Origin of the sequence: Phytohabitans houttuyneae (genome assembly GCF_011764425.1) — a bacterium.
GTDB classification, from domain to species: Bacteria; Actinomycetota; Actinomycetes; order Mycobacteriales; family Micromonosporaceae; genus Phytohabitans; species Phytohabitans houttuyneae.
The window spans coordinates 4,433,789-4,455,468 of sequence record NZ_BLPF01000001.1; the positions used below are offsets into that span (position 1 = coordinate 4,433,789).

General features: G+C 71.6%; 20 protein-coding genes and 3 pseudogenes. 14 read left to right on the forward strand and 9 right to left on the reverse strand.

Annotated features, from left to right (window positions below; all coding sequences use genetic code 11):
• Positions 1 to 54: 54 nt before the first annotated feature.
• The 5 genes and pseudogenes from Phou_RS52800 to Phou_RS20460 all read left to right on the forward strand — a co-directional run.
• Positions 55 to 447 (forward strand): annotated as a pseudogene (locus Phou_RS52800) (DedA family protein); the annotation flags it as partial.
• A 247-nt stretch (positions 448 to 694) separates the two neighbouring features.
• Entirely contained in the window at positions 695 to 3,016 is a 2,322-nt protein-coding gene (lon, locus tag Phou_RS20445) for an endopeptidase La (protein ID WP_173057486.1), read from the forward strand.
• A gap of 374 nt (positions 3,017 to 3,390) precedes the next feature.
• Positions 3,391 to 3,936: a DUF6230 family protein gene (locus Phou_RS20450; protein WP_173058672.1), complete on the forward strand. Its 546-nt coding sequence runs from the start codon at positions 3,391 to 3,393 to the stop codon at positions 3,934 to 3,936.
• A gap of 16 nt (positions 3,937 to 3,952) precedes the next feature.
• A complete protein-coding gene (locus Phou_RS20455; RefSeq protein ID WP_173057487.1) occupies positions 3,953 to 4,822 on the forward strand; it encodes a DUF6114 domain-containing protein in 870 nt (289 codons plus the stop codon).
• A gap of 41 nt (positions 4,823 to 4,863) precedes the next feature.
• Positions 4,864 to 5,211: a hypothetical protein gene (locus tag Phou_RS20460; RefSeq protein ID WP_173057488.1), complete on the forward strand. Its 348-nt coding sequence runs from the start codon at positions 4,864 to 4,866 to the stop codon at positions 5,209 to 5,211.
• 66 nt (positions 5,212 to 5,277) lie between these two features.
• On the opposite strand, the pseudogene Phou_RS20465 reads toward Phou_RS20460, so the two are convergent.
• Positions 5,278 to 6,947, reverse strand: a pseudogene (locus tag Phou_RS20465) (DUF885 domain-containing protein).
• A 143-nt stretch (positions 6,948 to 7,090) separates the two neighbouring features.
• On the opposite strand from Phou_RS20465, the gene Phou_RS20470 reads away from it, so the two are divergent.
• Positions 7,091 to 8,068 (forward strand): DMT family transporter, encoded by a 978-nt coding sequence (locus Phou_RS20470; RefSeq protein ID WP_173057489.1) that lies wholly within the window; start codon positions 7,091 to 7,093, stop codon positions 8,066 to 8,068.
• Here Phou_RS20470 and Phou_RS20475 read toward each other — a convergent pair.
• Positions 8,016 to 9,095 (reverse strand): PHP domain-containing protein, encoded by a 1,080-nt coding sequence (locus Phou_RS20475; protein ID WP_173057490.1) that lies wholly within the window; start codon positions 9,093 to 9,095, stop codon positions 8,016 to 8,018. The genes Phou_RS20470 and Phou_RS20475 overlap by 53 nt on opposite strands.
• The gene (locus Phou_RS20480) at positions 9,092 to 10,084 is read right to left on the reverse strand and encodes a DUF4034 domain-containing protein (protein ID WP_173057491.1); all 993 of its coding nucleotides are present in this window, start codon (positions 10,082 to 10,084) and stop codon (positions 9,092 to 9,094) included. Before Phou_RS20480 ends, Phou_RS20475 begins: the two co-directional genes overlap by 4 nt.
• Before the next feature lie 124 nt (positions 10,085 to 10,208).
• Between Phou_RS20480 and Phou_RS20485 the strand changes: the two genes are divergently transcribed.
• Positions 10,209 to 12,053 carry a M48 family metallopeptidase gene (locus Phou_RS20485; protein ID WP_173057492.1) on the forward strand — a complete coding sequence of 615 codons (1,845 nt, stop codon included), beginning with the start codon at positions 10,209 to 10,211 and terminating at the stop codon, positions 12,051 to 12,053.
• Positions 12,054 to 12,135: 82 nt separating this feature from the next.
• On the opposite strand, the gene Phou_RS20490 is transcribed toward Phou_RS20485, so the two are convergent.
• Entirely contained in the window at positions 12,136 to 13,110 is a 975-nt protein-coding gene (locus Phou_RS20490) for a prephenate dehydrogenase/arogenate dehydrogenase family protein (RefSeq protein WP_173057493.1), read from the reverse strand.
• An 82-nt stretch (positions 13,111 to 13,192) separates the two neighbouring features.
• Here Phou_RS20490 and Phou_RS20495 point away from each other — a divergent pair, with 82 nt between their 5' ends.
• Positions 13,193 to 14,332 carry a PQQ-binding-like beta-propeller repeat protein gene (locus Phou_RS20495; protein WP_246273636.1) on the forward strand — a complete coding sequence of 380 codons (1,140 nt, stop codon included), beginning with the start codon at positions 13,193 to 13,195 and terminating at the stop codon, positions 14,330 to 14,332.
• 177 nt (positions 14,333 to 14,509) lie between these two features.
• Here the strand turns inward: Phou_RS20495 and Phou_RS20500 are convergent.
• Positions 14,510 to 15,240: pseudogene (locus Phou_RS20500) on the reverse strand (M23 family metallopeptidase).
• An 87-nt stretch (positions 15,241 to 15,327) separates the two neighbouring features.
• On the opposite strand from Phou_RS20500, the gene Phou_RS20505 reads away from it, so the two are divergent.
• The 4 genes from Phou_RS20505 (at position 15,328) to Phou_RS20520 (ending at position 17,030) form a co-directional block, all read left to right on the forward strand.
• On the forward strand, positions 15,328 to 15,675 hold the full coding sequence (locus Phou_RS20505) for a hypothetical protein (RefSeq protein WP_173057495.1): 348 nt from the start codon (positions 15,328 to 15,330) through the stop codon (positions 15,673 to 15,675).
• Between the two features lie 74 nt (positions 15,676 to 15,749).
• The gene (locus Phou_RS20510; RefSeq protein WP_173057496.1) at positions 15,750 to 15,917 is read left to right on the forward strand and encodes a hypothetical protein; all 168 of its coding nucleotides are present in this window, start codon (positions 15,750 to 15,752) and stop codon (positions 15,915 to 15,917) included.
• Positions 15,918 to 16,022: 105 nt separating this feature from the next.
• Entirely contained in the window at positions 16,023 to 16,541 is a 519-nt protein-coding gene (locus Phou_RS20515; RefSeq protein WP_173057497.1) for a tRNA adenosine deaminase-associated protein, read from the forward strand.
• A gap of 33 nt (positions 16,542 to 16,574) precedes the next feature.
• Positions 16,575 to 17,030: a nucleoside deaminase gene (locus tag Phou_RS20520; protein ID WP_345513618.1), complete on the forward strand. Its 456-nt coding sequence runs from the start codon at positions 16,575 to 16,577 to the stop codon at positions 17,028 to 17,030.
• On the opposite strand, the gene Phou_RS20525 is transcribed toward Phou_RS20520, so the two are convergent.
• From Phou_RS20525 to Phou_RS20540, 4 genes are read right to left on the reverse strand one after another with little or no spacing between them, the layout of a single operon-like run.
• Positions 17,004 to 17,474: an acyl-CoA thioesterase gene (locus Phou_RS20525; protein ID WP_173057499.1), complete on the reverse strand. Its 471-nt coding sequence runs from the start codon at positions 17,472 to 17,474 to the stop codon at positions 17,004 to 17,006. The genes Phou_RS20520 and Phou_RS20525 overlap by 27 nt on opposite strands.
• Positions 17,474 to 18,106 carry a TetR/AcrR family transcriptional regulator gene (locus tag Phou_RS20530; RefSeq protein ID WP_173057500.1) on the reverse strand — a complete coding sequence of 211 codons (633 nt, stop codon included), beginning with the start codon at positions 18,104 to 18,106 and terminating at the stop codon, positions 17,474 to 17,476. Before Phou_RS20530 ends, Phou_RS20525 begins: the two co-directional genes overlap by 1 nt.
• 37 nt (positions 18,107 to 18,143) lie before the next feature.
• Positions 18,144 to 19,319, reverse strand: coding sequence for a sensor histidine kinase (locus Phou_RS20535; RefSeq protein WP_173057501.1), 1,176 nt, complete (start codon positions 19,317 to 19,319; stop codon positions 18,144 to 18,146).
• The gene (locus Phou_RS20540; protein ID WP_173057502.1) at positions 19,316 to 19,972 is read right to left on the reverse strand and encodes a response regulator transcription factor; all 657 of its coding nucleotides are present in this window, start codon (positions 19,970 to 19,972) and stop codon (positions 19,316 to 19,318) included. Before Phou_RS20540 ends, Phou_RS20535 begins: the two co-directional genes overlap by 4 nt.
• A 109-nt stretch (positions 19,973 to 20,081) precedes the next feature.
• Between Phou_RS20540 and Phou_RS20545 the strand changes: the two genes are divergently transcribed.
• Together Phou_RS20545 and Phou_RS20550 are read left to right on the forward strand one after the other, a co-directional pair.
• Positions 20,082 to 20,612 carry a hypothetical protein gene (locus Phou_RS20545; RefSeq protein ID WP_173057503.1) on the forward strand — a complete coding sequence of 177 codons (531 nt, stop codon included), beginning with the start codon at positions 20,082 to 20,084 and terminating at the stop codon, positions 20,610 to 20,612.
• Between the two features lie 130 nt (positions 20,613 to 20,742).
• Positions 20,743 to 21,675 (forward strand): peptidoglycan-binding protein, encoded by a 933-nt coding sequence (locus tag Phou_RS20550; RefSeq protein WP_246273637.1) that lies wholly within the window; start codon positions 20,743 to 20,745, stop codon positions 21,673 to 21,675.
• The last annotated feature ends 5 nt before the right edge of the window (positions 21,676 to 21,680 follow it).

A 21,680-nucleotide genomic window follows, 5' to 3' on the forward strand; every position in this document is an offset into this window, starting at 1 on the left:
GGGTGGGTCGCGGAGCTGCCGACGGCGGTGTTCACCGCCGCGTTGAGCGTGATCATGGTGCTCGACTCGATTCCCCTGGTGGGCATCCTTGTGCCGAGCGACGTGGTGGTGCTGACCGCGCTTGGTGCGCGCGGGCCGCTCGGCGGTGGCAGCGTCTTCCTCGCGATCATCGTCGGCTGCCTGGCCGGCTGGTCACTCGTCTTCCTCGTCGGGCGGCACCTCGGCGACCGGGTCCGCTCGGGCCGCCTCGGCCGCTGGATCGGCGAGGCGCGCTGGGCCTCGGCCGAGCGGGCGCTGCGCCTCGAAGGTGCTCGGATGGTCATGGTCGCGCCGTTCCTGCCTGTCCTGAACACTCTGGTGCCATTGGCGGCCGGTGGGCTCCGGATGTCGTACCGCCGGTTTCTCCGCTCGGCGGCCGTCGGCGCCGCCCTGTGGGGTGGCCTTTACGTGGGGCTCGGCCTTCTCGGCCAGGCGGTCGGCGGCGTGCTCGGCGGCACCACCACCACGATGGCCGCGACGATCGCCATCGGCCTGGGCTTCGGCTGGGTGGCCCTCTTCGGCGCCCGGCGGCGGCTCGCGGTGGCGGACGCGGCAGCGGATGTGTCGGCCGTCACAAATGAGGTACTCGATGGAACAGAGCGCACTGTTCGTAACTTGAGCCGTACAAGCTCAACTCAAGAACGGGGCGCACCTCATGACGACACTTCCGGTTTTGCCATTGACCGACGCGGTGCTGCTGCCCGGCATGGTCATCCCGGTCACCCTCGAAACGACGACGCAGGCCGCGATCGACGCCGCCCGTACGTCGGCCGGCAAGAAGCTGCTGGCCGTGCCGCGGCTCGACGGCGAGTACGGCTCGGTTGGCACGATCGCGACGATAGAGAAGGTGGGACGGCTTCCCACCGGCGAGCCCGCAGCGGTGATCCGTGGTCTCGCGCGGGCGCGTATCGGCTCCGGCGTTCCCGGACCTGGCGCGGCCCTCTGGGTCGAGGCCGCGGAGCTGACCGAGGAGCCGCCCTCCGGTAAGGCGAAGGAGCTGGCCCGCGAGTACAAGGCGCTGGTCACCTCGCTCCTGCAGCGCCGCGGCGCGTGGCAGGTCATCGACGCCGTCGAGCGGATGACAGACCTGTCCGAGCTGGCCGACTCGGCCGGCTACGCACCCTGGCTCAACAACGAGCAGAAGGTCGAGCTGCTGACGGCCACCGACGTGACCGCCCGGCTCGAACTGCTGGTCGGCTGGGTCCGCGAGACGATCGCCGAGCAGGAGGTCACCGAGCAGATCAACGAGGACGTCCGCGAAGGGCTGGAGAAGTCGCAGCGGGAGTTCCTGCTGCGCCAGCAGCTCGCCGCCATCCGCAAGGAGCTGGGCGAGGAAGAGCCGGACGGCTCGGCCGACTACCGCTCCCGGGTCGAGGCCGCAAACCTCCCCGAGAAGGTGCACAAGGCCGCGCTCGCCGAGGTCGACAAGCTCGAGCGGGCCAGCGACCAGTCGCCGGAGGCGGGCTGGATCCGTACCTGGCTGGACACGGTGCTCGACATGCCGTGGAACACGCGCACCGAGGACAACACCGACCTCGGCGCGGCCCGGTCGGTGCTGGACGCCGACCACGCCGGCCTCGCCGACGTGAAGGACCGCATCCTGGAGTACCTGGCGGTCCGCAACCGCCGTGCCACCCGCGGCCTGCACGTGGTCGGCGGCCGTGGCTCCGGTGCCGTGCTGGCCCTCGCCGGCCCGCCCGGTGTCGGTAAGACGAGCCTCGGCGAGTCGGTCGCGCGGGCGCTGGGCCGCAAGTTCGTCCGGGTCTCGCTCGGCGGTGTGCGGGACGAGGCGGAGGTCCGTGGCCACCGGCGTACCTACGTCGGCGCGCTGCCCGGCCGCATCGTCCGCGCGCTGCGCGAGGCGGGCTCGATGAACCCGGTCGTGCTGCTCGACGAGGTCGACAAGCTGAGCGTCGGCTTCGCCGGCGACCCGGCCGCGGCCCTGCTCGAGGTGCTCGACCCGGCGCAGAACCACACGTTCCGCGACCACTACCTCGAGGTCGACCTCGACCTGTCCGACGTGCTCTTCCTCGCCACGGCCAACGTGATCGAGACCATCCCCGGCCCGCTGCTGGACCGCATGGAGCTTGTCGCGCTCGACGGCTACACCGAGGAGGAGAAGGTCGCCATCGCGCGGGACCACCTGCTGCCGCGGCAGCTGGAGCGGGCCGGCCTGACGGCCGACGAGGTCACCGTCGACGACGAGGCGCTGCGGCAGATCGCCGCCGAGCACACCCGCGAGGCGGGGGTACGGCAGCTGGAGCGCGCACTCGCGAAGGTGCTGCGCAAGGTGGCTGTCGCACTGGCCGGCGGCGGCGAGCCGATCCGTGTCGACAAGGGCAACCTGAGCAAGTACCTGGGCCGGCCGCGGTTCACGCCGGAGACGGCGGAGCGTACGGCGGTGCCGGGCGTGGCCACCGGGCTCGCGGTGACGGGCGCCGGTGGCGAGGTCCTCTTCATCGAGGCCACCGCCATGGAGGGCGAGCCGGGGCTGACCCTGACCGGCCAGCTCGGCGACGTGATGAAGGAGTCGGCGCAGATCGCGCTGTCGTACCTGCGCTCACACGGCGCGGAGCTCGGCATCGACGCGGCCTCGCTGGCCAAGCGCCGGATCCACGTCCACTTCCCGGCCGGTGCGGTGCCCAAGGACGGCCCGAGCGCGGGCATCACGATGGTGACGGCGCTGGCGTCGCTCGCCTCGGGACGCCCGGTCCGCCCGGAGGTCGGCATGACCGGTGAGGTCACGCTGGCCGGGCGGGTGCTCCCGATCGGTGGCGTGAAGCAGAAGCTGCTCGCCGCCCACCGGGCCGGGCTGACCGAGGTCATCATCCCGGCGCGCAACGAGCCCGACCTGGACGACGTGCCGGAGGCGGTGCGCGAGGCGCTCACCATCCACACGCTCGGCGACGTGGCCGACGTGCTTGAGCTGGCCCTGCGGCCGGCGCAGGAGCGGGCACCCGCACTCGCCGCCGCCTGACGACTCCTCTGTAGACCCCGCCCTGTGGTGACCCCACAGGGCGGGGTTTCGTCGTTATTAAATCGTTGCGATTTTCCAGATCGACTACTCAAGGTAAGCCGAGGGGCATTTTGCCCTGAATTTGGCCCACCTGGGCGCTGGCTGACTGTAGCGACACAGGGAAAAGCTCGCCTTTCTGAATTACCCGTGGGTAGTAAGAGGTCTTGTGACGGAGGTCGCTTCGCGGGAGCATCGGCGTCGCGCTTGTTACTAGCCGGTAAACCCCGGAGACGGCGCCTCGCGCCGCGCCGGCAGCCACCGAGGAGGACCTCGTGAAGGATCCGCAAGGCAACCTGGTGCAGGGTCGCACCAGGTGGCGGCGCTTCGCCGCGTTGATGCTGCCCGCGACGGCGGTCGCCGGGGCCATCGTCTTCGGCATGGCCAATGGCGCGATCGCCGCGTCGTTCGCCGTGTCGGGCCAGACCTTCAAGGTCTCCGCCAGCAAGCTGGAGGGTGAGGGCTTCCGCCAGTACGGCGGGGTGGTGACCGAGAAGCAGTCCGGCGACACCCACCCCGTCGCGGTGTCCGGCATCGACAGCGCGAAGCTCTACGACCTGTGCCAGTCGGTCAAGGTGCCCAACCTCCCGGTCGTGCTCACGATCAACGCGGGTGGCGGCGGCGACCCCGCGACCGCCACCGACCTGCTGCTGGACGTGACGCAGTTGGAGGGCGACGCGACGTTCACCAACATCGACATCGGCGTGGACGCGTCCGATGTGGGCGGTGAGCCCGGCGCGTTCGGCCAGCGCTCGGAAAAGGTGGTCATCACCGACCTCAAGCAGGTCGCGTGGTCGACAAGCGCGGGCACGTTCAACCTCAAGGGTTTGAAGTTGAAGGTCAACGTAGGCGCGGATGCCAAGGAATGCTTCGTCACGAAGTGAGGGCTTGGAGGAGTTGGTGACGACCAACAGCCTGGTCCGGGCCTGGCGGACCTTCCGCGTATGGCGGCGGACCAGGCCTTTCTGGGGTGGACTCTTCACAGTCCTCGCCGGCTTGGAGATCTTCGCGACCACACAGGGGAGCCTCGGCGGACTCTCGTTCCAGATGGGTCCGACCGGCTTCCTTTCCTGGCTGATCCCGGCGATCCTGGTCACCTGCGGGCTGCTGATGTGGTTCACGCCCGCGCAGCGCCTGTTTTACGCGATCGTCGCTGCGGTCACGGCCGTCTTCTCGCTCATCGGGGTCAACCTGGGCGGCTTCCTCCTCGGCCTGCTGCTCGGCACGGTCGGCAGCGCGCTCGGGTTCGCGTGGACGCCCGTCGCGCCAGCGCCCGACGCCTCCGCCGTCGATGAGGAGGAGCCCGAGCCGGCGAGCGAGTCCGATGTGGACAAAACTCGCGAGATCCCGACACAGCTCCATGCGGTCACGGTCGCGCTGCTGAGCCTGGCGATGGTTGCGGTGGCGACGCTGCACGGGGGGACGCCGGCACACGCGGCGCCGTGCAAGCCCGGTGCGACGCCGGCGCCGACCCCGTCGGGTACGCCGACACCCGCGCCCGGGGGCGATGACGACGAGGGCGGCGGCAACATCATCACCGACATCCTCGAGGGCATCGGCGACCTGTTCGGCATCGGCGGTGACAAGCGGGAGGCGGCACCGACGCCGACCCCGAGCGGTGGCAAGCCGCCGGCGCCGCCGCCGACCTGCCCGCCCAGCGGCGGCGGCGAAGCACCCGGCGGCGGCGAGAGCGACGAGCAGCCGATCCTCACGAGGGTGGTCGCGCCCCCGCCGACATCACGGCGGTCAACCGCGTCCCGTCGATCCTGACCGGTTCGAAGCTGACCAACTACAACCTGGAGTACCACGGCGTGACCGACCTCCCGCTGCGCGGCGGCGGCACGATGAAGGTGCTGTGGTTCAACATGAGCAAGGCGGTGACGGACAACTTCGAGCTGAAGCCGGCGGTGCCGAACAACCGCCGCATGTCCGTCAAGGCCAACCCGCTGACCGTCGACGGCCGCGTGCGTTTCTTCACGCCGCGCTTCACCGGCAAGCTCCTGGGCCTCAACCAGGTCTACACGCCGACCTCGCCGCCGCCGCTCCCGCCGGGCATTCCGGTACCGGTACTGCCGATCGTCTTCACGGACGTGGAGATCCAGCTCGCCTACGTCGACTGCGTGACCCTCACCGCCAAAGACCTGCTGAACCGGCCCTGACCGGGCTCACCGGGCGCCGCGTCAGGCTCGGCCCCTCGCGGGAGCCGAGCCTGGCGGAAGCATCAGCTACAGGCGGGACATCGCGGCCTTGAACGGGTCGAGGCCGAGCGAGCCGAGGTTGAGCGCCTCGCGGTGAAACTCCTTGAGGTCGAAGTCGGCACCCTTGCGCGCCTTGGCCTCGTCGCGGGCCTGGAGCCAGATGCGCTCGCCCACCTTGTACGCCGGGGCCTGGCCCGGCCAGCCGAGGTAGCGGTTGAGCTCGAAGCGCAGGTTTTCGTCCGGCACGCGGCAGTGTGCGCGCAGGAACTCCCAGCCCAGCTCCGGATTCCACCGCTCGCCCGGGTGGAAGCCGAACGGGTTGTCGCGCGGGATCGGAAGCTCCAGGTGCATGCCGATGTCGACGATCACGCGCGCGGCCCGGAACGCCTGGCCGTCGAGCATGCCGAGCTTGTCGCCCGGGTCTTCCAGGTAACCGAGGTCGTCCATGAGCCGCTCGGAGTAGAGCGCCCAGCCCTCGCCGTGCCCGGACGACCAGCTGAGCAGCCGCTGCCAGCGGTTGAGCAGCTCGGCCCGGACCAGCGTCTGTGCGATCTGCAGGTGGTGGCCCGGCACACCCTCGTGGTACACGGTCGTGACCTCGCGCCAGGTCGAGAACGCGGTGATGCCCTGCGGCACCGCCCACCACATCCGCCCGGGCGGGAGAAGTCTTCGCTCGGCGCCGTGTAGTAGATGCCGCCGTCGCTGGTCGGCGCCAGGCAGCACTCGATGCGGCGTACCGGCTCCGGAATGTCGAAGTGGGTGCCGTGCAGGTCGACGAGGGCCTTGTCGGCCAAGGCCTGCATCCAGTCGCGGAACGCCTCCTTGCCCTCGATCCGGCGGCCCGGGTCGGCGTCCAGCGCGGCGACGGCGTCGTCGATCGAGGCGCCCGAGCCGGCGATGCGGGCGGAGACCGCGCGCATGTCGGACTCCAGGCGGGCCAGCTCCTCGAAGCCCCAGGCGTACGTCTCGTCGAGGTCGACGCGCGCGCCCAGGAAGTACCGGGAGGCAAGCTGGTAGCGCTCGCGCCCGGCGGCCTGCTTGTCCCGGCCGATCGGCGCCATCGTCTTGCGGAGGAACTCGCCGAAGGCGGCGGTCGCGGCGGTGGCCGCGGAGGCGCCCCGCTTGAGCTCGGCGGTGAGGGTGTCGTCGGCCTGCAGCCCGTCGACCAGCCCGTGGAAGAAGTTGTCGCCGCCCGGGTCGGTCCACGTGTCGCACTGCTTGGCGACTTCGATCATCTGGGCGCGAGGGCTCACGTGCCCGGCCGCGGCGGCCTCCTGCAGCGTCACCTTGTACTGCTCGAGCGCGGCGGAGAACTTGCCGAGGCGGGCGGCGATGTTGGCGACGGCCTCCTCGCCCTCGGTGGGCATCAGGTCGAAGACCATGCGCATGCCGTGTAGCGCGCTGGAGATCACGTTGAGCTCGCTGGTCACCTCGCCCGCGTCGTACCGCTCGAGCTCCAGGCCGAGCCGCTCGACCATCGCCTCCTTGGCGACGCGTTCGGACTCGGACGTCGGCTCCACCTCGGTGATCGAGGCCAGCGTGCGGCGCGTCAGATCTGCCTGGGCCGCGAACCCGTCTGGCGAGAGGTCGTCCAGCTGGTCGTCGTAGCCCTTGATGCCGGCATAGGTGGCGCCGGTCGGATTGAGTGCGGCCCACTCGTCTACGTGGCGGTCCGCGAGGTCATCGATTCGTCCCACGGTGGAACCTTACGTGAGACGCCTGTGACACGCGCTCTCATTGGGTGTGGTGCGGAAACGCGCATCGGCCGGGAGCGTGACGGCCATCACCACGTCCGAAAAGCGCGGGACTTTCGTCGTACGCCTGCGGCAGAGTGTCAGGAGTGTCCACCGCTTCCGCTCCTGACAAGCTCGACCTGCGCGCATTCCTGCCGGGCTATCTCGCCCTAGCGGTGATCTGGGGTGCCAGCTTCCTTTTCATCAAGGTGGGCGTGCGCGAGCTGCACCCGCTCTACCTCAGCCTCTTCCGGGTCGGCACGGGCGCGCTGACGCTGCTCATCGTGCTCGCGGTGATGCGCGTGCGGCTGCCCCGCGACCCGAAGCTGTGGGCGCATCTCAGCGTGGTCGGCGCGGTCGGTGTGGCACTGCCGTTCACGCTCTTCGGCTTCGGCGAGGAGCGGGTTTCGTCGGTGCTCGCCGGGATCTGGAATGCGACGACGCCGCTTATCGCGCTGCCGCTGGCCGTGCTCGCGTTCCGCACCGAGCGGCTGAGCACGCGCGGCGCCGTGGGCATCGGCATCGGCTTCGCCGGCGTGCTGACGGTGCTCGGCGTGTGGCAGGGCGTCGGCGGCTCGCACCTCACCGGCCAGCTCATGTGCTTCGGCGCGGCGGCGTGCTACGGCGTCGCCATCCCGTACATGAAGCGGTTTGTCGCGGGCCGGTCGGAGTCGGGCGTGGCGCTGTCGGCGGCGCAGCTGGTGACCGCGACCGTGCAGCTGGCGATCGTGACGCCGCTGCTGGTCGGCGCGCCGCCGGCACCGACGAGCCTCTCGCTGGACGTCATCGGCAGCGTGCTCGCGCTGGGCGCGCTCGGCACCGGCCTCGCGTTCGTGATCAACATGCGCAACATCCGGCTGGCCGGCGCCAGCACCGCGTCGACGGTGACCTACCTGATCCCGATCGCCGCCACGGTCATCGGGGTGCTCGCGCTCGACGAGCGGCTTTCCTGGTACCAGCCTGTGGGCGCGCTCGTCGTGCTCGCCGGCGTCGCGGTGTCGCAGGGCATGCTGCGCCGGCGCAAGCAGCCGGTCAGTCGTGCGAGCGAGCCCATTCGACAAGCCGCTCGGCAGGCCAGCTATTGAGCACGTGCTCGGGGAGCACACCGCAGAGCGCGGCCCGCTCGCAGCCGAAGCGCTGCCAGTCGAGCTGACCCGGCGCGTGCGCGTCGGTGTCGATGACGAAGGAGCAGCCCGCCTCCAGCGCCTTGCGGATGAGGCGCTTGGGCGGGTCCTGCCGCTCCGGCCGTGAGTTGATCTCGACGGCCTTGCCGTACTCCGCGCACGCGGCGAAGACGGCGTCGGCGTCGAACTGGCTCTCCGGGCGGCCGTTTCTGCTCGCCCGCCGGTGGCCGCGGTCGCCCTCGCCCTCGGCGCCCTGCGGCCGCTTTTTGACCATGCGGCCGGTGCAGTGGCCGAGGATGTCCAGGTGCGGGTTGGCGATCGCGGTCAGCATCCGCTTCGTCATCTTGGCGCTCTCGTCGCGCAGGTTGCTGTGCACCGAACCGACCACGACGTCGAGCTGGGCGAGCAGCTCGTCCTCCTGGTCGAGCGAGCCGTCGGCGAGGATGTCCACCTCGATGCCGGTGAGGATGCGGAAGCCCTCCGGCAGCGCCTCGTTTACCGACGCCACGTAGTCGAGCTGCTTGCGCAGGCGGTCGGCGGTCAGGCCGCGCGCGACGGTCAGGGTGGGTGAGTGGTCGGTCAGCACCATGTACTCGTGGCCGAGCTCGACCGCCGCGAGCGCCATCTCCTCGATCGGTGAACCGCCGTCGGACCACTCGGAGTGGGTGTGGCAGTCGCCGCGCAGCGACTGGCGCAGCTGGCTGGCCGCGTCGTCGAGGTCGACGCCTTCGGTGGCCAGCAGGCGCCGCAGGTACACCGGCTCCTCGCCGGCCAGCGACTCGCTCACGCAGCGCGCGGTCACGTCGCCGACGCCGGAGAGCTTCGTGAGGCTACCGGCCGCGGCACGGCTCGCCACCTCCTCGGCAGGCAGCGCGGCGAGCGCCTTGGCGGCCGAGCGGAAGGCGCGCACCCGGTAGGTCGCCTCGTTTGCCCGCTCCAGCAAAAACGCGATGCGCCGCAGGTCGGCGACGGGGTCTCGGGTGGTCACACCCCCGAACCTACCGTCCGCTGCCGCGCGTCAAGGTAGTAGTCGACCGCGTCGCCGCCGCCGCGGTAGTGCCACGGGTGCGCGGTGATGTACGCGTCGCCGATCAGCCGGAACTGGTCGGCCGCCGCGCGGGTGTCGCCACACTGCCAGAACGCGAAGGCGAACGAGTTGTGCAGCCCGGGCCAGCCCAGGCGCGGCTGGTACGCCGGGTGCCAGATCGACCGCTCGGCGGCCATCCGGATCTCGGCGCCCACCTCGGGGCGCTGCATGTACGCCACGTCGTCGCCGCTGGGCAGGTCGAGCCACATCTCGATGTGCGCCTCGACAAGCCCGCCGTGCAGTGGCGAGCCGGGCGGCGCGTACCCCGAAGTGCGGCGGGCGAAGGCGAACATCTGCTCGTGGCTGCCGAACCACTTCTTGCACAGGTACTTCTGCATCGCACTGTGCGCGTACCGGTGGAGGGCGTGGCGCTTGACCACGTCGTCGAAGCGGCGCTGCTCCTCTTCCATGTCGACCTGGCGCCCGACACCCGAGGTGAGCAGGAAGGCGCGGGCCGTGGTGTCGTGCGGGTCGCGGTCGGCCACCTCGTCGAGGCAGTTTTCGGCGAACCGCAGCCGCTTGAAGAACAGGTCGAACTGGTCCCTGCTCGTCTGCTCGGCCCGTGCCGCGCCGCGCGCCTCCCAGGCCCAGAAGACACCGTGGGCGCCCTGCACCAGCAGCGGAAGCGTGGACTCCGGCTCGGCCGCCACCCACTCGCCGATCCAGTCCTGCACGCCGTCGACGTCGGCGCAGACCGAGACGTAGTACGCATGGTCATCGGGGTCGCGCACGGACTGCAGGAAGCCGCGCACGGACGGCCAGTCGTGCCGCTCCAGCGCGGTGATCAGCTGCCGCGCGGCCGGATCACGCTGCGCCTTGTCGATGGCCGGCTTGGGCGCGCCGCCCGGCTGCTGCCCTTTGCCCGGTTGCTTTCTGGAGAACAGTCCCACGGTTTCCTCCCCCGCTCATCGATGACCCTCGGCACTCTAGACCGCGGGCCGAAGGGCGGGAAGGGGTTGCCGACTAAAGATCAACTCGGTACTGTCCGCACGTTTCCACGGGGAGGAAATGCGCATGGTCGCCGCAGTCCGTGCCGGTGCTTCAGTGCTCATGCTCGCCGGCTTCTACATCGTCGCGCTCATCCAGGTCGCCGCCGCGATCGCTTTCGGCGTGTGGCTCAGCTCGCTCGTGCCGGGCGGCATCGCCCTGAAGGTCATCTTTCCGGTGCTGGTGGCCGCGATCGGTTCGGTCGCCGTGGGCATGTGGAAGGCCGTCCGCGCCAAGCCACAGCCGCCGGAAGGGCTGGGCCTCGGCCCCGACCAGGCACCCGAGCTGTGGCGCACGGTGCACGAACTGGCCCACGTCGTCGGCACCCGCGTGCCCAACGAGATCCGCCTGGTGCCCGAGGTCAACGCCGCCGTCTACGAGGAGTCCCGCCTGCTCGGCCTCATCGGCGGGCGGCGCACTCTCTACATCGGACTGCCGCTGATCCAGGCCTTCACCGTCGACCAGCTGCGCGCGGTGCTCGCGCACGAGCTGGGCCACTACTCGCACGCGCACACCCGGCTGGGCGCGATCGCGTACCGGGGGCGGCTCGCGATCGGCGGCACGATCGGCCGCATCGGGCCGTACAACGTGGCGGGTTGGATTTTCAAGGGCTACGCCCGGCTGTACCTGCTGGTGGACAACGCCTCCTCCCGCCGCCAGGAGCTGGAGGCGGACCAGGCCGCGGTCCGGGCCGCCGGCCGCGCCGCCGCGGCGAGTGCCCTGCGCGAGATTCCGGTCGTGGACGCGGCGTGGGGCTTCTTCTTCGGGCGGTACGTCGAGCCGGGCTGGGAGTCGGGCTTCGCGCCGGAAGACCTCTTCGGCGGGTTTGCGGAGCTGCTCGCGGCCCGCAAGGACGAGCTGGAGGAGATGCGCGGGCAGGAGCCGCCGAGCGACGGTTCGGTGTGGGACACGCACCCCCCGATCGCCGAGCGGATCGGTGCGATCGCCGCGACGCCCGAGGTGGCGCGCCCGCCGGACGGGCGGCGGGCCGGCGTGCTGCTGCCCGACATGGGCGGCGCGGGGCGGGCGATGCAGGCCCGGATGCTCGACGTCGGCGATCGGCGGGTGCTGCCGTGGGCGTACTTCACCGCGGCCACCGCCACGACGACCATGCAGCGCAACGCCGACGGCATCTTCCGTGCGGTCGGCCGCGCGATCGGTGACGACCGGCTCAACCTGGCCACGCTGCTCGACATCGTCGCCGCCAACCGGCTCGGCGCGGCCGCGGAGAGCCTCTTCCCGAACGCGACACGGCGCGAGGTGCCGAAGTGCTTCACCGAGCCGATGGCCATGCTGATCGCGCTCGCCGCCATCAAGTCCAATGTGGCCTATTGGCAGCACTCGTGGACCGGGCCGGCCCGCCTCGTCGGGCACGACGGCCAGCCACTGCCGACCGCCGAGATCGCCGCGCGGGCGGTGTCGCCGCAGACCGTCGACGAGGCCCGCGCCTGGCTGGCCCACCTGCGCATCGACCCGGGCAGCGCGATGGTGGTCGAGCAGCGGGCCAGCGCGACCGGTGCGGGTGTGGTGGCCGGCATCGCCAACGTGAAGGTCGACGGCGTCGAGCACGACCTGCTGGTGCTGGACAAGGGGCTGGTGTTCGTCGGCAACCCGGGCAAGTCCGACAAGGGCAAGGTCCGCCTCCAGGAGCTGGTCGGTTCGGCTCCGGCCGACGAGATCGCGAGGACGCATCGGTTCCTGCCGTACGAGGAGATCACGTCGGTCGCGTTCGTCAAGAACGTGCCGCTGCGCGTCGACATCACCCTGCACAGTGGACAGACCGTCTCGGTGCACGAGGCGTGGAGCAGCGAGCTGATCGCCAAAAACAGCCGCGACGTGTTGACGGACGTGCTCAAGCAGGTGTCGGACTAGGCCCTGTTTGGAAATCCTTGCCGGGCTGCGCCGGACGCCGTCTGGACTCCGGCTCGCCTCGACAATCCTTTTCAAACAGGGCCTAGGCCGGGCGCACGGCCGTCACGGAGCGGCGGTCCGGCGCCACGGCGGTGACCCAGCCACCGGCCCGGCCGAGGCGGAGCAGCGCGTCGGAGCGTGCCGGCAGGTCCAGCGTCGCGCCGGGCTTGGGAGGCCAGGCGCCGCGGGTGGCCGCGCCGGGCCGGAGCCAGGTCGTCAGCTCGCGGATCGGGTCGGCGGTGTCGAGGGCGGCGCGGGCCTTGGCGAGCGCGTCGAGCACCACGTCGAGGGCCGGCCCCACGGCCGCCGCGTTGCCGCCGCACATCGCGGCCACCAGCTCCGGCCGCGCGGCGGCGACCCGGGTGCCGTCGCGGAACGAGCCGGCCGCCAGCGCCGCCGCGAGCGGATCGGTCGCGCTCGCGGCGAGGGCGGCGGCCAGCAGATGGGGTACATGGCTGACGGCCGCCACCGCGCGGTCGTGCTCCTCGGCGGTCGCCGGCACGACCCGCGCGCCGAGCCCGGTGACGAGCGTGGCGAGGTCCAGCCAGTCGGGCAACGAGGTCTCGTTCGGCTCCAGGCAGAGCACCCACGCGCAGCCGGTGAAGAGGTCGGGGTCGGCGGAGGTGAAGCCGGAGGTCTCCCGCCCCGCCATCGGGTGCCCGCCGACAAAGCCGGCTAGCCGGTGCAGCCGCCGCGTGACCAGGTCCCGCACCGGGCCCTTGACCGAGGTGACATCGGTGACCAGCCCGGAGTAGCCCGCCTTGCCCAGCTCGTCGAGCACGGCCTCGAACGCGGGCAGCGGCACCGCGACCACCACGAGCTCGGCCTTGGCGACCGCGTCCCGTACCGTCGGCGCGACCTGCCACCGCCCCCCGCTCGGCGCCTTCGCCGCCGCGGTGCGCGCCGTCGCTCTGGTGGCCGGGTCGGCGTCATAGCCCAGCACGCGGTGCCCGGCTCGGGCGAGCGCCCGCAGTGTCGATCCCCCGATGAGCCCCAGCCCGATCACCGCGATGTCCACGCCGGAGACTTAAGCACACCCCGCGGCGGGACGGTTACCGAGATCTCCGCCCGACGCACCAAACGGCGGTTACCGTAATTGCGTGACTTTCCGGGCTTTTCGCTTTGGAGTGCTCGGGCTGGTCGTCGCGCTGCTCCCGGCGGCGCCCGCCCACGCGGCTGCCGTGTCCGCGGCGCCCGAGCGCACGCCCACGTTCAACGGCGCGGTGTGGGCGACCGCGTACGACGGTGACACGGTCTACGTCGGTGGCGACTTCACCGCCGCGGTCGTGTCCGGACGGTCGGTCACCCGGACGCGGCTGGCGGCTTTCGACGCGCGTACAGGGGCGCTGCGCGGTTGGGCGCCGAGCGCCGACGGCCGGGTGCGGGCGATCGCGGTGTCCGGCGGTTCGGTGTACGTGGCCGGCGAGTTCGGAGCCATCACCGGCGTGCGGCGGGACAGCCTGGCGCGGCTCGACCCGGTCAACGGCGGTGTCCGCGGCGGCTTTGCGCACAGCGTCTCCGGCCAGCCGTACGCGCTCGCGACGCTCGGCAGCCGCCTGTACGTGGGTGGCACGTTCAGCGCGGTCGACGGGCAGGGACGGTCGCGTCTGGCGGCGTTCGACCTCGGCAGCGGCGCCCTCGACGGATCCTGGCGGCCGTCCGCCGACGGCACGGTGCAGGCGGTCGTGGCGGGCGGCAGCCGGGTGTACGTGGGCGGCAAGTTCGGCGCGGTCAACGGCGTGAGCGGCTCGGCCCGGCTCGCCGCCGTGGATCCCGCCTCGGGCGCGGTGGACGCCGGCTTCCGCGCGTCAGCCGCCGACGAGGTGCGCGCGCTCGCGTTGGGCGGCACCTCGGTGTACGCGGCGCACGGCGGCCCGGGTGGGCGAGTGGTGGCGTACGCGGCGAACGGGAACGGCCGCTGGAACCTGACCATGGACGGCGACCCGCAGGCGATCACGGTGCTCTCCGACGTCGTCTACTTCGGCGGCCACTTCGACAACGTGTGCCGGTCACCCCGTACCGGCACGAAGGGCTCCTGCGTCGACGGCGCGATCAAGCGGGTCAAGCTCGGCGCCGCCGGTGTCGCCGACGGCAAGCTGCTCTCCTGGACCGCGAACGCCAACGGCGTGGAGGGCGTACACGCCCTCGCGGCCGACGGCGTGCTGAACAAGATCAGCGCCGGCGGCGCCTTCACAAAGATCAACGGCGCCGCGCAGCCCTACTTCGCCCAGTTCTCCTGAGCGGCCGCGCTTTCCGGGCTGGGGTCCGCCGGTCGCGCCAGGTGGTCAGGCTGGTCCCGACCGACCACGGCGGGCATCGCGGTAGCTCGCGTCTGGTTCGGGTTGGATCTGCTGAAGGGCGGCGGACATCGCGGCTCGACCCGGGCGCACCGATGCGGCCGGCTGCGGAAGCAGCGTCTAGGGTGCGCTCGGGCAGCCGTTGCTCGCCTTGTACGACGCGACCTTGCTCACCGGGGACGTGCTCTTCTTCTTGCGCCAGTCGTTGAGGAACGGCGCCGGCCACACCACGCCGCGGCGGATCCACCAGTCGCCGGTGCGCTTGCAGGCCGGCGAGATGCCGAAGTGCAGGTGACACACGTTGTTGGCGTTTCCGGTCTTGCCGACCGTGCCGAGCCGCTGGCCGGCGCGCACCCGCACGCCCGCCTCGATGCCGGACTGCACCACGGTCAGGTGGGAGCCGTAGTAGCGCACGCCGTCGTCGCCGAGCAGGGACACGGACAGGCCGCCGTTGTTGGGGCCCTGGACGCCCGTCTTGCTGTACTTGTCGACGCGGCTCACCTCGAGCACCTTGCCGTCGGTGACCGCCACGACCGGCTCGCCGCAGTCGGCGAAGATGTCGGTCGCCGGGTAGCCGGAGTGGGTCGGGTGGTAGGAGACGTTGCTGGCCTGCACCGGAAACACGTACTTCCACTTGCCGGTGGGAGCCTTGGGCGCGGTGGTCTTCGACGGCGTGGGCTTCGGCGTCGGTGACGCGGTCGGGCTGGGGTGGCCGAGGGCTCCGGCGCAGCGCTCGTCGGGTCGGCCGCCGCAGAGGTCGCTGGCGGCTCCTCCCAGGCGACCGGATCACCCGCGGCCGAACCGTCCTGCGCGCAGCCAGCAGCCAAGGCGCTGACCAGCACCACGATCATCGACGCTTGTACCTGTCGTCCCCGAAGCACCCGGCCATACTGGCAGACAAGCCCGGCCCTCGCCGACCCGGCGGGTAGGCTGCCGTCATGGCGGACCATTTTCCGCGTACCCCGTCGGGGTTGTTCCCGTCGCGGCCGCCGCGCCCCACCTACCGTGAGCCCAACCGCGTGCGGGGTGGTGCGCTGAGCGCCGGGTTGGGCGCGGGCGCCGCCTGGATGCTCTTCCTCGGCCTGCTCGGCAGCGACCTGCGCAGCTACGCCTGGTGGTCGGTGCTGGCCGGCGGGATTGCCTGGGCGGCGGCCTGGATCCTGAGCCGCCAGGGCGACCGCGGCGTCGCGGCCGGCGTCGCGATCAGCGTCGGAGCGGCCTGGTCGGCGGCGGCCATCGCGGTCGCGATCCGCTGGGGCCTGACTGGCGACTGGCCGCTTTGGTAGGCGTTCTGTTAACACCTGGTTGCTCGTCGCACCCGGGCTTGACGAAGGGCGCCGCGGTTCGGCACCCTCGCGGCATGGCCTGGACTGTGGAGCGGCTCGACCCCGACCGGAGCCGCCGTCGGATCCAGCTCCTCGCGGAGCTGGCCAGTGCGAAGTCGGTGCGGGATCGCGAGCGGCCGCGGCGACTGCGCGGAGATCGGCTGCGCGAGCTGATCGCCATGCGCCGGCGCCTCGCGAGCTGAGCGGAGTCCCCTCCAGCCTGACGAGCGGTATTTCATCGGGGCGTTTGCGGCCAGCCGCCGATCGGAGCGGCTACCGTCACGCGTAGCGCAAAACTTGGGGGGACCGTGTCGTACTTCGCTGCTGCCGTCGTGCGCGGCTCCACCGGTTGGGCCGCCTCCGAGCTGGATCTGACCGGTGCTGCCGACATCGACGAGGTCGTCGACCGGCTACGTGACGCCGACCCGGATGGCGGGGTGGCGTTGCTGTTCGTCGAGTCGGACGACTCCTACCTGGCCATCCTCCGCCTCGACCAGGGCGAGGACCTGCGTGTCTTCGGCTCCGACTCGGTCTTTGCCGAGGAGTCCCGACTTGGCGCGCTCCTGCTCGGCGATGTGAAGGCGCCGGCGCTGGAGATCGACGAGGTGACCGACCCGCCGGCGTCCGGCGACGACGAGGCCACGCCGCCGGCGGCCGAGCCCGACGTGGACCCGGTCGGCGACCCCGAGATCCTCGCAGACCTCGGCATCTCCGCACACGAGCTGCTCGGCCTCTGCGCGCACGAGGGCCTGCTGCCCGCGGACGTGACCGCCGAGATCTGCCAGGTCCTGGGCTGCGCCGACGAGGTCGAAGACCTGCGTGCGTGAGGCACCGCGCGAGCGAGCAAGCCGGGAAGCGCAGTGAATGAGCGTGCCGCCCGCCACGAAGTGTGGATGCGGCGGGCGTTGGCTGTGGCTGGCTCGTCCGGTGCGGACATTCCGGTCGGCGCGGTCGTCTACGGGCCGGACGGCGCCGAACTCGGCGCCGGCCGCAACGAGCGGGAGCTGACCGGCGACCCCACCGCGCACGCCGAGGTGGTGGCGCTGCGCCGGGCCGCCGAGACCGCCGGCTCGTGGCGGCTCGACGGCTGCACGCTGGTCGTCACGCTGGAGCCGTGCACGATGTGCGCGGGCGCGCTGGTGCTGGCCCGGGTGTCCACGCTGGTCTTCGGAGCCTGGGAGCCCAAGACCGGCGCGGTCGGCTCGTTGTGGGACGTCGTGCGGGACCGGCGCCTCAACCACCGCCCCGAGGTCTACTCGGGCGTCCTCGAGGCGGAGTGCGCCGCGCTGCTACGCGGCTTCTTCCGGCTTCAGTAGCGACGTGGCCACCTCGCGGGCCGACGCCGTCCACGGGGCGGGTCGCAGCGTCGCCTGGTCGAGCTTCACGATCGCCCGCTTGCCCTCCGCGTAGCAGGTGCGGCCGTCGCGGGAGAGGAAGCGGAAGCGGTACTGCGCGCTTGTCTCGCCGAGCTTGTCGAGCCAGAAGTGCACGAGGACCTCGCCGGCGCCCCGGATCGGCAGGTGGTACGTGATCGCGAACTCGCGCACCGCGTGGAAGACGTCTGGCGTGGAGAGTCCGTTGTGGTCCAGGTAGTGGCCCCGCGCGGTCCAGTACGGCGTGACGGCCCGCTCCAGGAGCACCGCGTACCGCGCATTGTGCACGATGCCCATCGCGTCGAGGTCGTCGAAGTAGATCGCGATCGGCTCGGCGTGCCCGTAGTCGACCTTGGGCTCGACGGGTGCCAGTGCGGTGTGCGTCATCATTCCTCCGGCAGCAGGGTCGGGTCGGTGCACAGCCCGCGCAGCCGCTCCAGCACGGCCCTGCGGGCCAGCGGGTAGACGACCTGCGGGGACAGCAGGCGAAACTGCATGACGGCGGCGACGCCCGCCGCCTCGATCTCGTAGGCCAGCATTGCCACGTCGGTGTCGGGCTTGAGGTCGCCCACCTCGACCGCCTGGCGGGCCAGCTTCTCCACGTACTCCATCCACTCGGCGTGGCTCTGCGCGATGCGCTCGTAGAGCGGGCCGGAGCGGGCGTTGTACTCAAACTTGACGGTGGCGAAGAAGCAGCCGCCGGGCAGTGTGCTCGACGCGTAGAAGTCGAGGCGCGCCACGTGCAGCGCCCACAGCCGGCGCACGCCGCGCGGCACCGCCCGGGCCGGCCCGATCACCCGCTCGGACCACTGCTCGCGGGCCCGCTCGACCGTGGCGAGCTGGAGGTCCTGCTTGGAGCGCCAGTGGGCGAAGAGGCCGGACTTGCTGACGCCGAGCGCCTCGGCGAGCTGGGCGAGGGAGAGGCCGTCGAGGCCGTCCTGCGTCACGAGCGCGACCGCGGTGTCCAGCACCGCCGTGCGCGTCCTCTCGCCCCGGGCCACCCGGCCGTCGACCATCATGGGCCCAGCATATGAATAAGACCGACCGGTCGTAAATCTAATTCGCCGGAAGAGTGACCTGAACCACGAGCCCGCCGCCGTCGCGCGGCGTCGCGTACACCTCGCCGCCGTGCGCCCGCGCCACCGAGCGCACGATCGACAGGCCGAGCCCGGTGCCGCGCGCCGAACCCACCCGGTCGGCCAGCCGCCGGAACGGCTCGAAGAGCCCCGGCACCTCGTACGCGCGCACGACCGGCCCGGTGTTGATCACGCTGAGTCGGGTGCTCGTGCCCTCGCGGGTACAGGCCACGTGCACCCAGCCACCTGTCGCGTTGTAGCGCACCGCGTTGTCGACGAGGTTTTGCGCCAGCCGCTCCAGCAGCACGGGGTCGCCCGAGGTGGGCGCGGGCAGCAGCTCGTGCCGCACGTCGACGCCCGGCGCCCGCGTCTGGTCCAGCACGTTGCCCGCCACCTCGGCGAGGTCGACCGGCACCCGGTCGACCACGGCCTGCTCCGATCGGGCCATGGTCAGCAGGCCGTCGATGAGGCGCTCGTGGCGTGCGTTCACCTCCAGCAGCGTGGTGCCGAGCTGGCGCAGCTGCGGCGATGCGTCCGGCTGGCCCATCGCCACTTCGAGCAGTGTGCGGTTGATCGCGAGTGGGGTGCGCAGCTCGTGCGAGGCGTTCGCGACGAAGCGGCGCTGCCCGTCGAACGCGCGGTCCAGCCGCTCCAGCATGTCGTCGAACGTGTCGGCCAGCTCGCGCAGCTCGTCGCGGGGACCGCCGAGAGCGATCCGCTCGTGCAGGCTCCGGTCGGCGACCCGCCGCGCGGTCTCGGTGATCCGCGCGATCGGCCGCAGGGTACGGCCGGCCGCGAGCCAGCCCATCCACACGCCGGCCACCGCCAGGCCGCCGAGCGCCAGCGAGCCCCACTGCACCAGTGACTGGAGCGTCTGCCTGTTGAGATCGCGCTGTACCTGCTTGGCGAACTCCATCTTCCGCTCGATGTTGGCCTTCTCCACGGCGGCCTTGTCCTTCTTGGCCGCGTCGGGCGGATCGTCGGGGAGCGCGACGCCTTCCGCGTACACAATGCCGGGTTTGACCTGCTGCTTTTCCAGCGACGCGGCCAGCAGCAGGTACGTGACGCCGAGCAGCACCGCGCCGGCGAGCAGGAAGAGGCCACCGTAGAGGGCGGTCAGGCGTACCCGGACCGTCCAACCGCCGCGGATCGTCATGGAATCTGGTACCCCACTCCCGAAACGGTCGCGACCACCGGCGGCGAGCCGAGCTTGCGACGCAGCGTCATCACCGTGACCCGCACGACGTTTGTGAACGGGTCGATGTTTTCGTCCCATGCCCGCTCCAGTAGCTGCTCGGTGCTCACCACCGCGCCGTCGGCGCGCAGCAGCTCCTCCAGCACCGCGAACTCCTTGCGGGACAGCGAGACGAAACGCCCGTCGCGGAAAACTTCCCGGCGGGCCGGGTCGAGCGAGATGCCGGCGCGCTCAAGCCGGGGCGGTATCGCCGGCCGCGCACGCCGCCCCAGCGCCCGCACGCGGGCCACCAGCTCGACGAACGCGAACGGCTTGGGCAGGTAGTCGTCCGCGCCGAGCGCGAGACCGGCCACCCGGTCGGGCACCTCGGCGGCCGCGGTGAGCATCAGCACCCGCGTCTCGCCACCGGCCGCCACGACCGCGCGGCACACCTCGTCGCCGTGCACCAGCGGCAGGTCGCGGTCGAGCACCAGCACGTCGTAGTCGTTGATGCCGAGCTTTTCCAGGGCGGCGTCGCCGTCGTAGACCACGTCTACGGCCAGCGTCTCGCGCCGGAGCCCTTCGGCGATCGCGTCAGCCAGGAGCTCCTCGTCTTCCGCGACGAGTACCCGCACGCGCCAATGGTGCCCGGCCCCCGGATAAGGCGGCCATAAGCATTCGCGCTGATGACCGTCTTACGGCCCGCACGGTGGGATCCGCAGTGACAGAGAGGAGTGTGCCGAGATGAGAAGGACGCTCATCGCCGTACCCCTGCTGCTGCTCGCCGCGCTCGCCGCGTGCTCCGGAAACGCGGAGGAGGGACCAGGCGTCGCGACCGTCGGCAACAACGCGAGCGCCTCGGCCAGCCCCGATCCGAGCGCGCCCGCGGCCGACGAGGAGGAGCGCAAACGGCAGTTCACGCAGTGCATGCGCGACGAAGGAGTCGACATCGACGACGCCAAGGGCCCTGGTGAGGGCGTGGCGGTCCGGGGCGACAAGCAGCAGACGCGGCAGGCGATGGAGAAGTGCCGCAAGTACCTCCCGAACGGGGGAGAACCGCCGAAGCCGTCGGCCGCGGACCTGGAGAAGCTGCGCGAGTACGCCGTCTGCATGCGCGAAAACGGCCTGCCCACGTTCCCCGATCCCGATCCCGAGACCGGCCAGTTCTCCGGCGACAGCCTGCGGGAGGCCGGGGTCAGCAAGGACAAGGTCGGCGAGGTCGACGAAAAGTGCCGGGACAAGCTGCCGGAGATCCAGAAGGGTGGCGGTAAGTGAAGCGCGGAGTGATCTTCTCCGGCGTGGCGTTTGTCGCAGTCGCGGCGGCGGGCTTGGCTGCCGCCGGACTCGGGGCGGCCGGGCGGACGGCACGGACGAGCCGGCCGCGCTGCCGGCAACGACCACCCAGGTGACCAGGCAGACGCTCGTACAGGCCACCACCGTCCAGGGAGAGCTGAGCCACGGCGATCCGGTACCGCTGGCGTCGCACGCCCAAGGGACCGTGACCTGGTTACCCGCCGTCGGCGCCGCGATTGCGCGCGGCGGGACGCTGCTACGCGCTGACGAGCTGCCGGTCGTACTGCTGTACGGCGCGTTGCCGATCTACCGGCCCCTCGCCGCGGGCGTGGAGGGCGCGGACGTCAAGCAGCTCGAGAGCAACCTGCGGGCGCTGGGGTACACCGGGTTCACGGTCGACGACGAGTACACGAGCTCGACGGCGAACGCGGTCAAGCGGTGGCAGGACGACCTCGGCGTCACCGAGACCGGCACTGTCGACGCGTCCCTGGTCGTTGTCGCGCCCGGCGCTGTGCGCGTGGCCGAGCTGACCGCGCGGGTGGGTTCACCTGCCGGCGGCGAGGTGTACACGTACACCGGCACCACCCGCGTCGTCACCGTCCCGGTGGACGCGGGCGAGGCGGCGTGGGCGGTCAAGGGCGCCACCGTCACCGTCACGTTGCCGGACAGCAAGGAGGTCACCGGCAAGGTGGCGTCGGTGGGCACCGTCGCAACCGGGGACGACAGCGATGACCAGCCGCCCGGGTCGACCGGCACGGACAGTGCCCAGATCGAGGTGATCGTGACGGTCGCGGACCAGTGGGCACTCGGGTCGCTCCAGCAGACGCCGGTCGACGTCGCGTACGTGGCCGACAAGCGCGAGGACGTGCTGACCGTGCCGGTGGCCGCGCTGCTCGCGCTCGCCGAGGGCGGGTACGGCCTGGAGGTCGTCGACGGCGGCGCCACCAGGTACATCGCCGTCGAGGCGGGGCTTTTCGCCGATGGGCGGGTCGAGGTCAGCGGCGGCGGGGTCGCCGAAGGCATGACGGTCGGCCTACCAAAATGAACCAC

Coding starts and splice junctions, on each gene's coding strand:
- Phou_RS20505 (WP_173057495.1), top strand. CDS start 15,328: ATGGCGGACCATTTTCCGCGTACCCCGTCGGGGTTGTTCCCGTCGCGG.
- Phou_RS20485 (WP_173057492.1), top strand. CDS start 10,209: ATGGTCGCCGCAGTCCGTGCCGGTGCTTCAGTGCTCATGCTCGCCGGC.
- Phou_RS20450 (WP_173058672.1), top strand. CDS start 3,391: ATGCTGCCCGCGACGGCGGTCGCCGGGGCCATCGTCTTCGGCATGGCC.
- lon (WP_173057486.1), top strand. CDS start 695: ATGACGACACTTCCGGTTTTGCCATTGACCGACGCGGTGCTGCTGCCC.
- Phou_RS20545 (WP_173057503.1), top strand. CDS start 20,082: ATGAGAAGGACGCTCATCGCCGTACCCCTGCTGCTGCTCGCCGCGCTC.
- Phou_RS20535 (WP_173057501.1), bottom strand. CDS start 19,319: ATGACGATCCGCGGCGGTTGGACGGTCCGGGTACGCCTGACCGCCCTC.
- Phou_RS20510 (WP_173057496.1), top strand. CDS start 15,750: ATGGCCTGGACTGTGGAGCGGCTCGACCCCGACCGGAGCCGCCGTCGG.
- Phou_RS20530 (WP_173057500.1), bottom strand. CDS start 18,106: ATGATGGTCGACGGCCGGGTGGCCCGGGGCGAGAGGACGCGCACGGCG.
- Phou_RS20525 (WP_173057499.1), bottom strand. CDS start 17,474: ATGACGCACACCGCACTGGCACCCGTCGAGCCCAAGGTCGACTACGGG.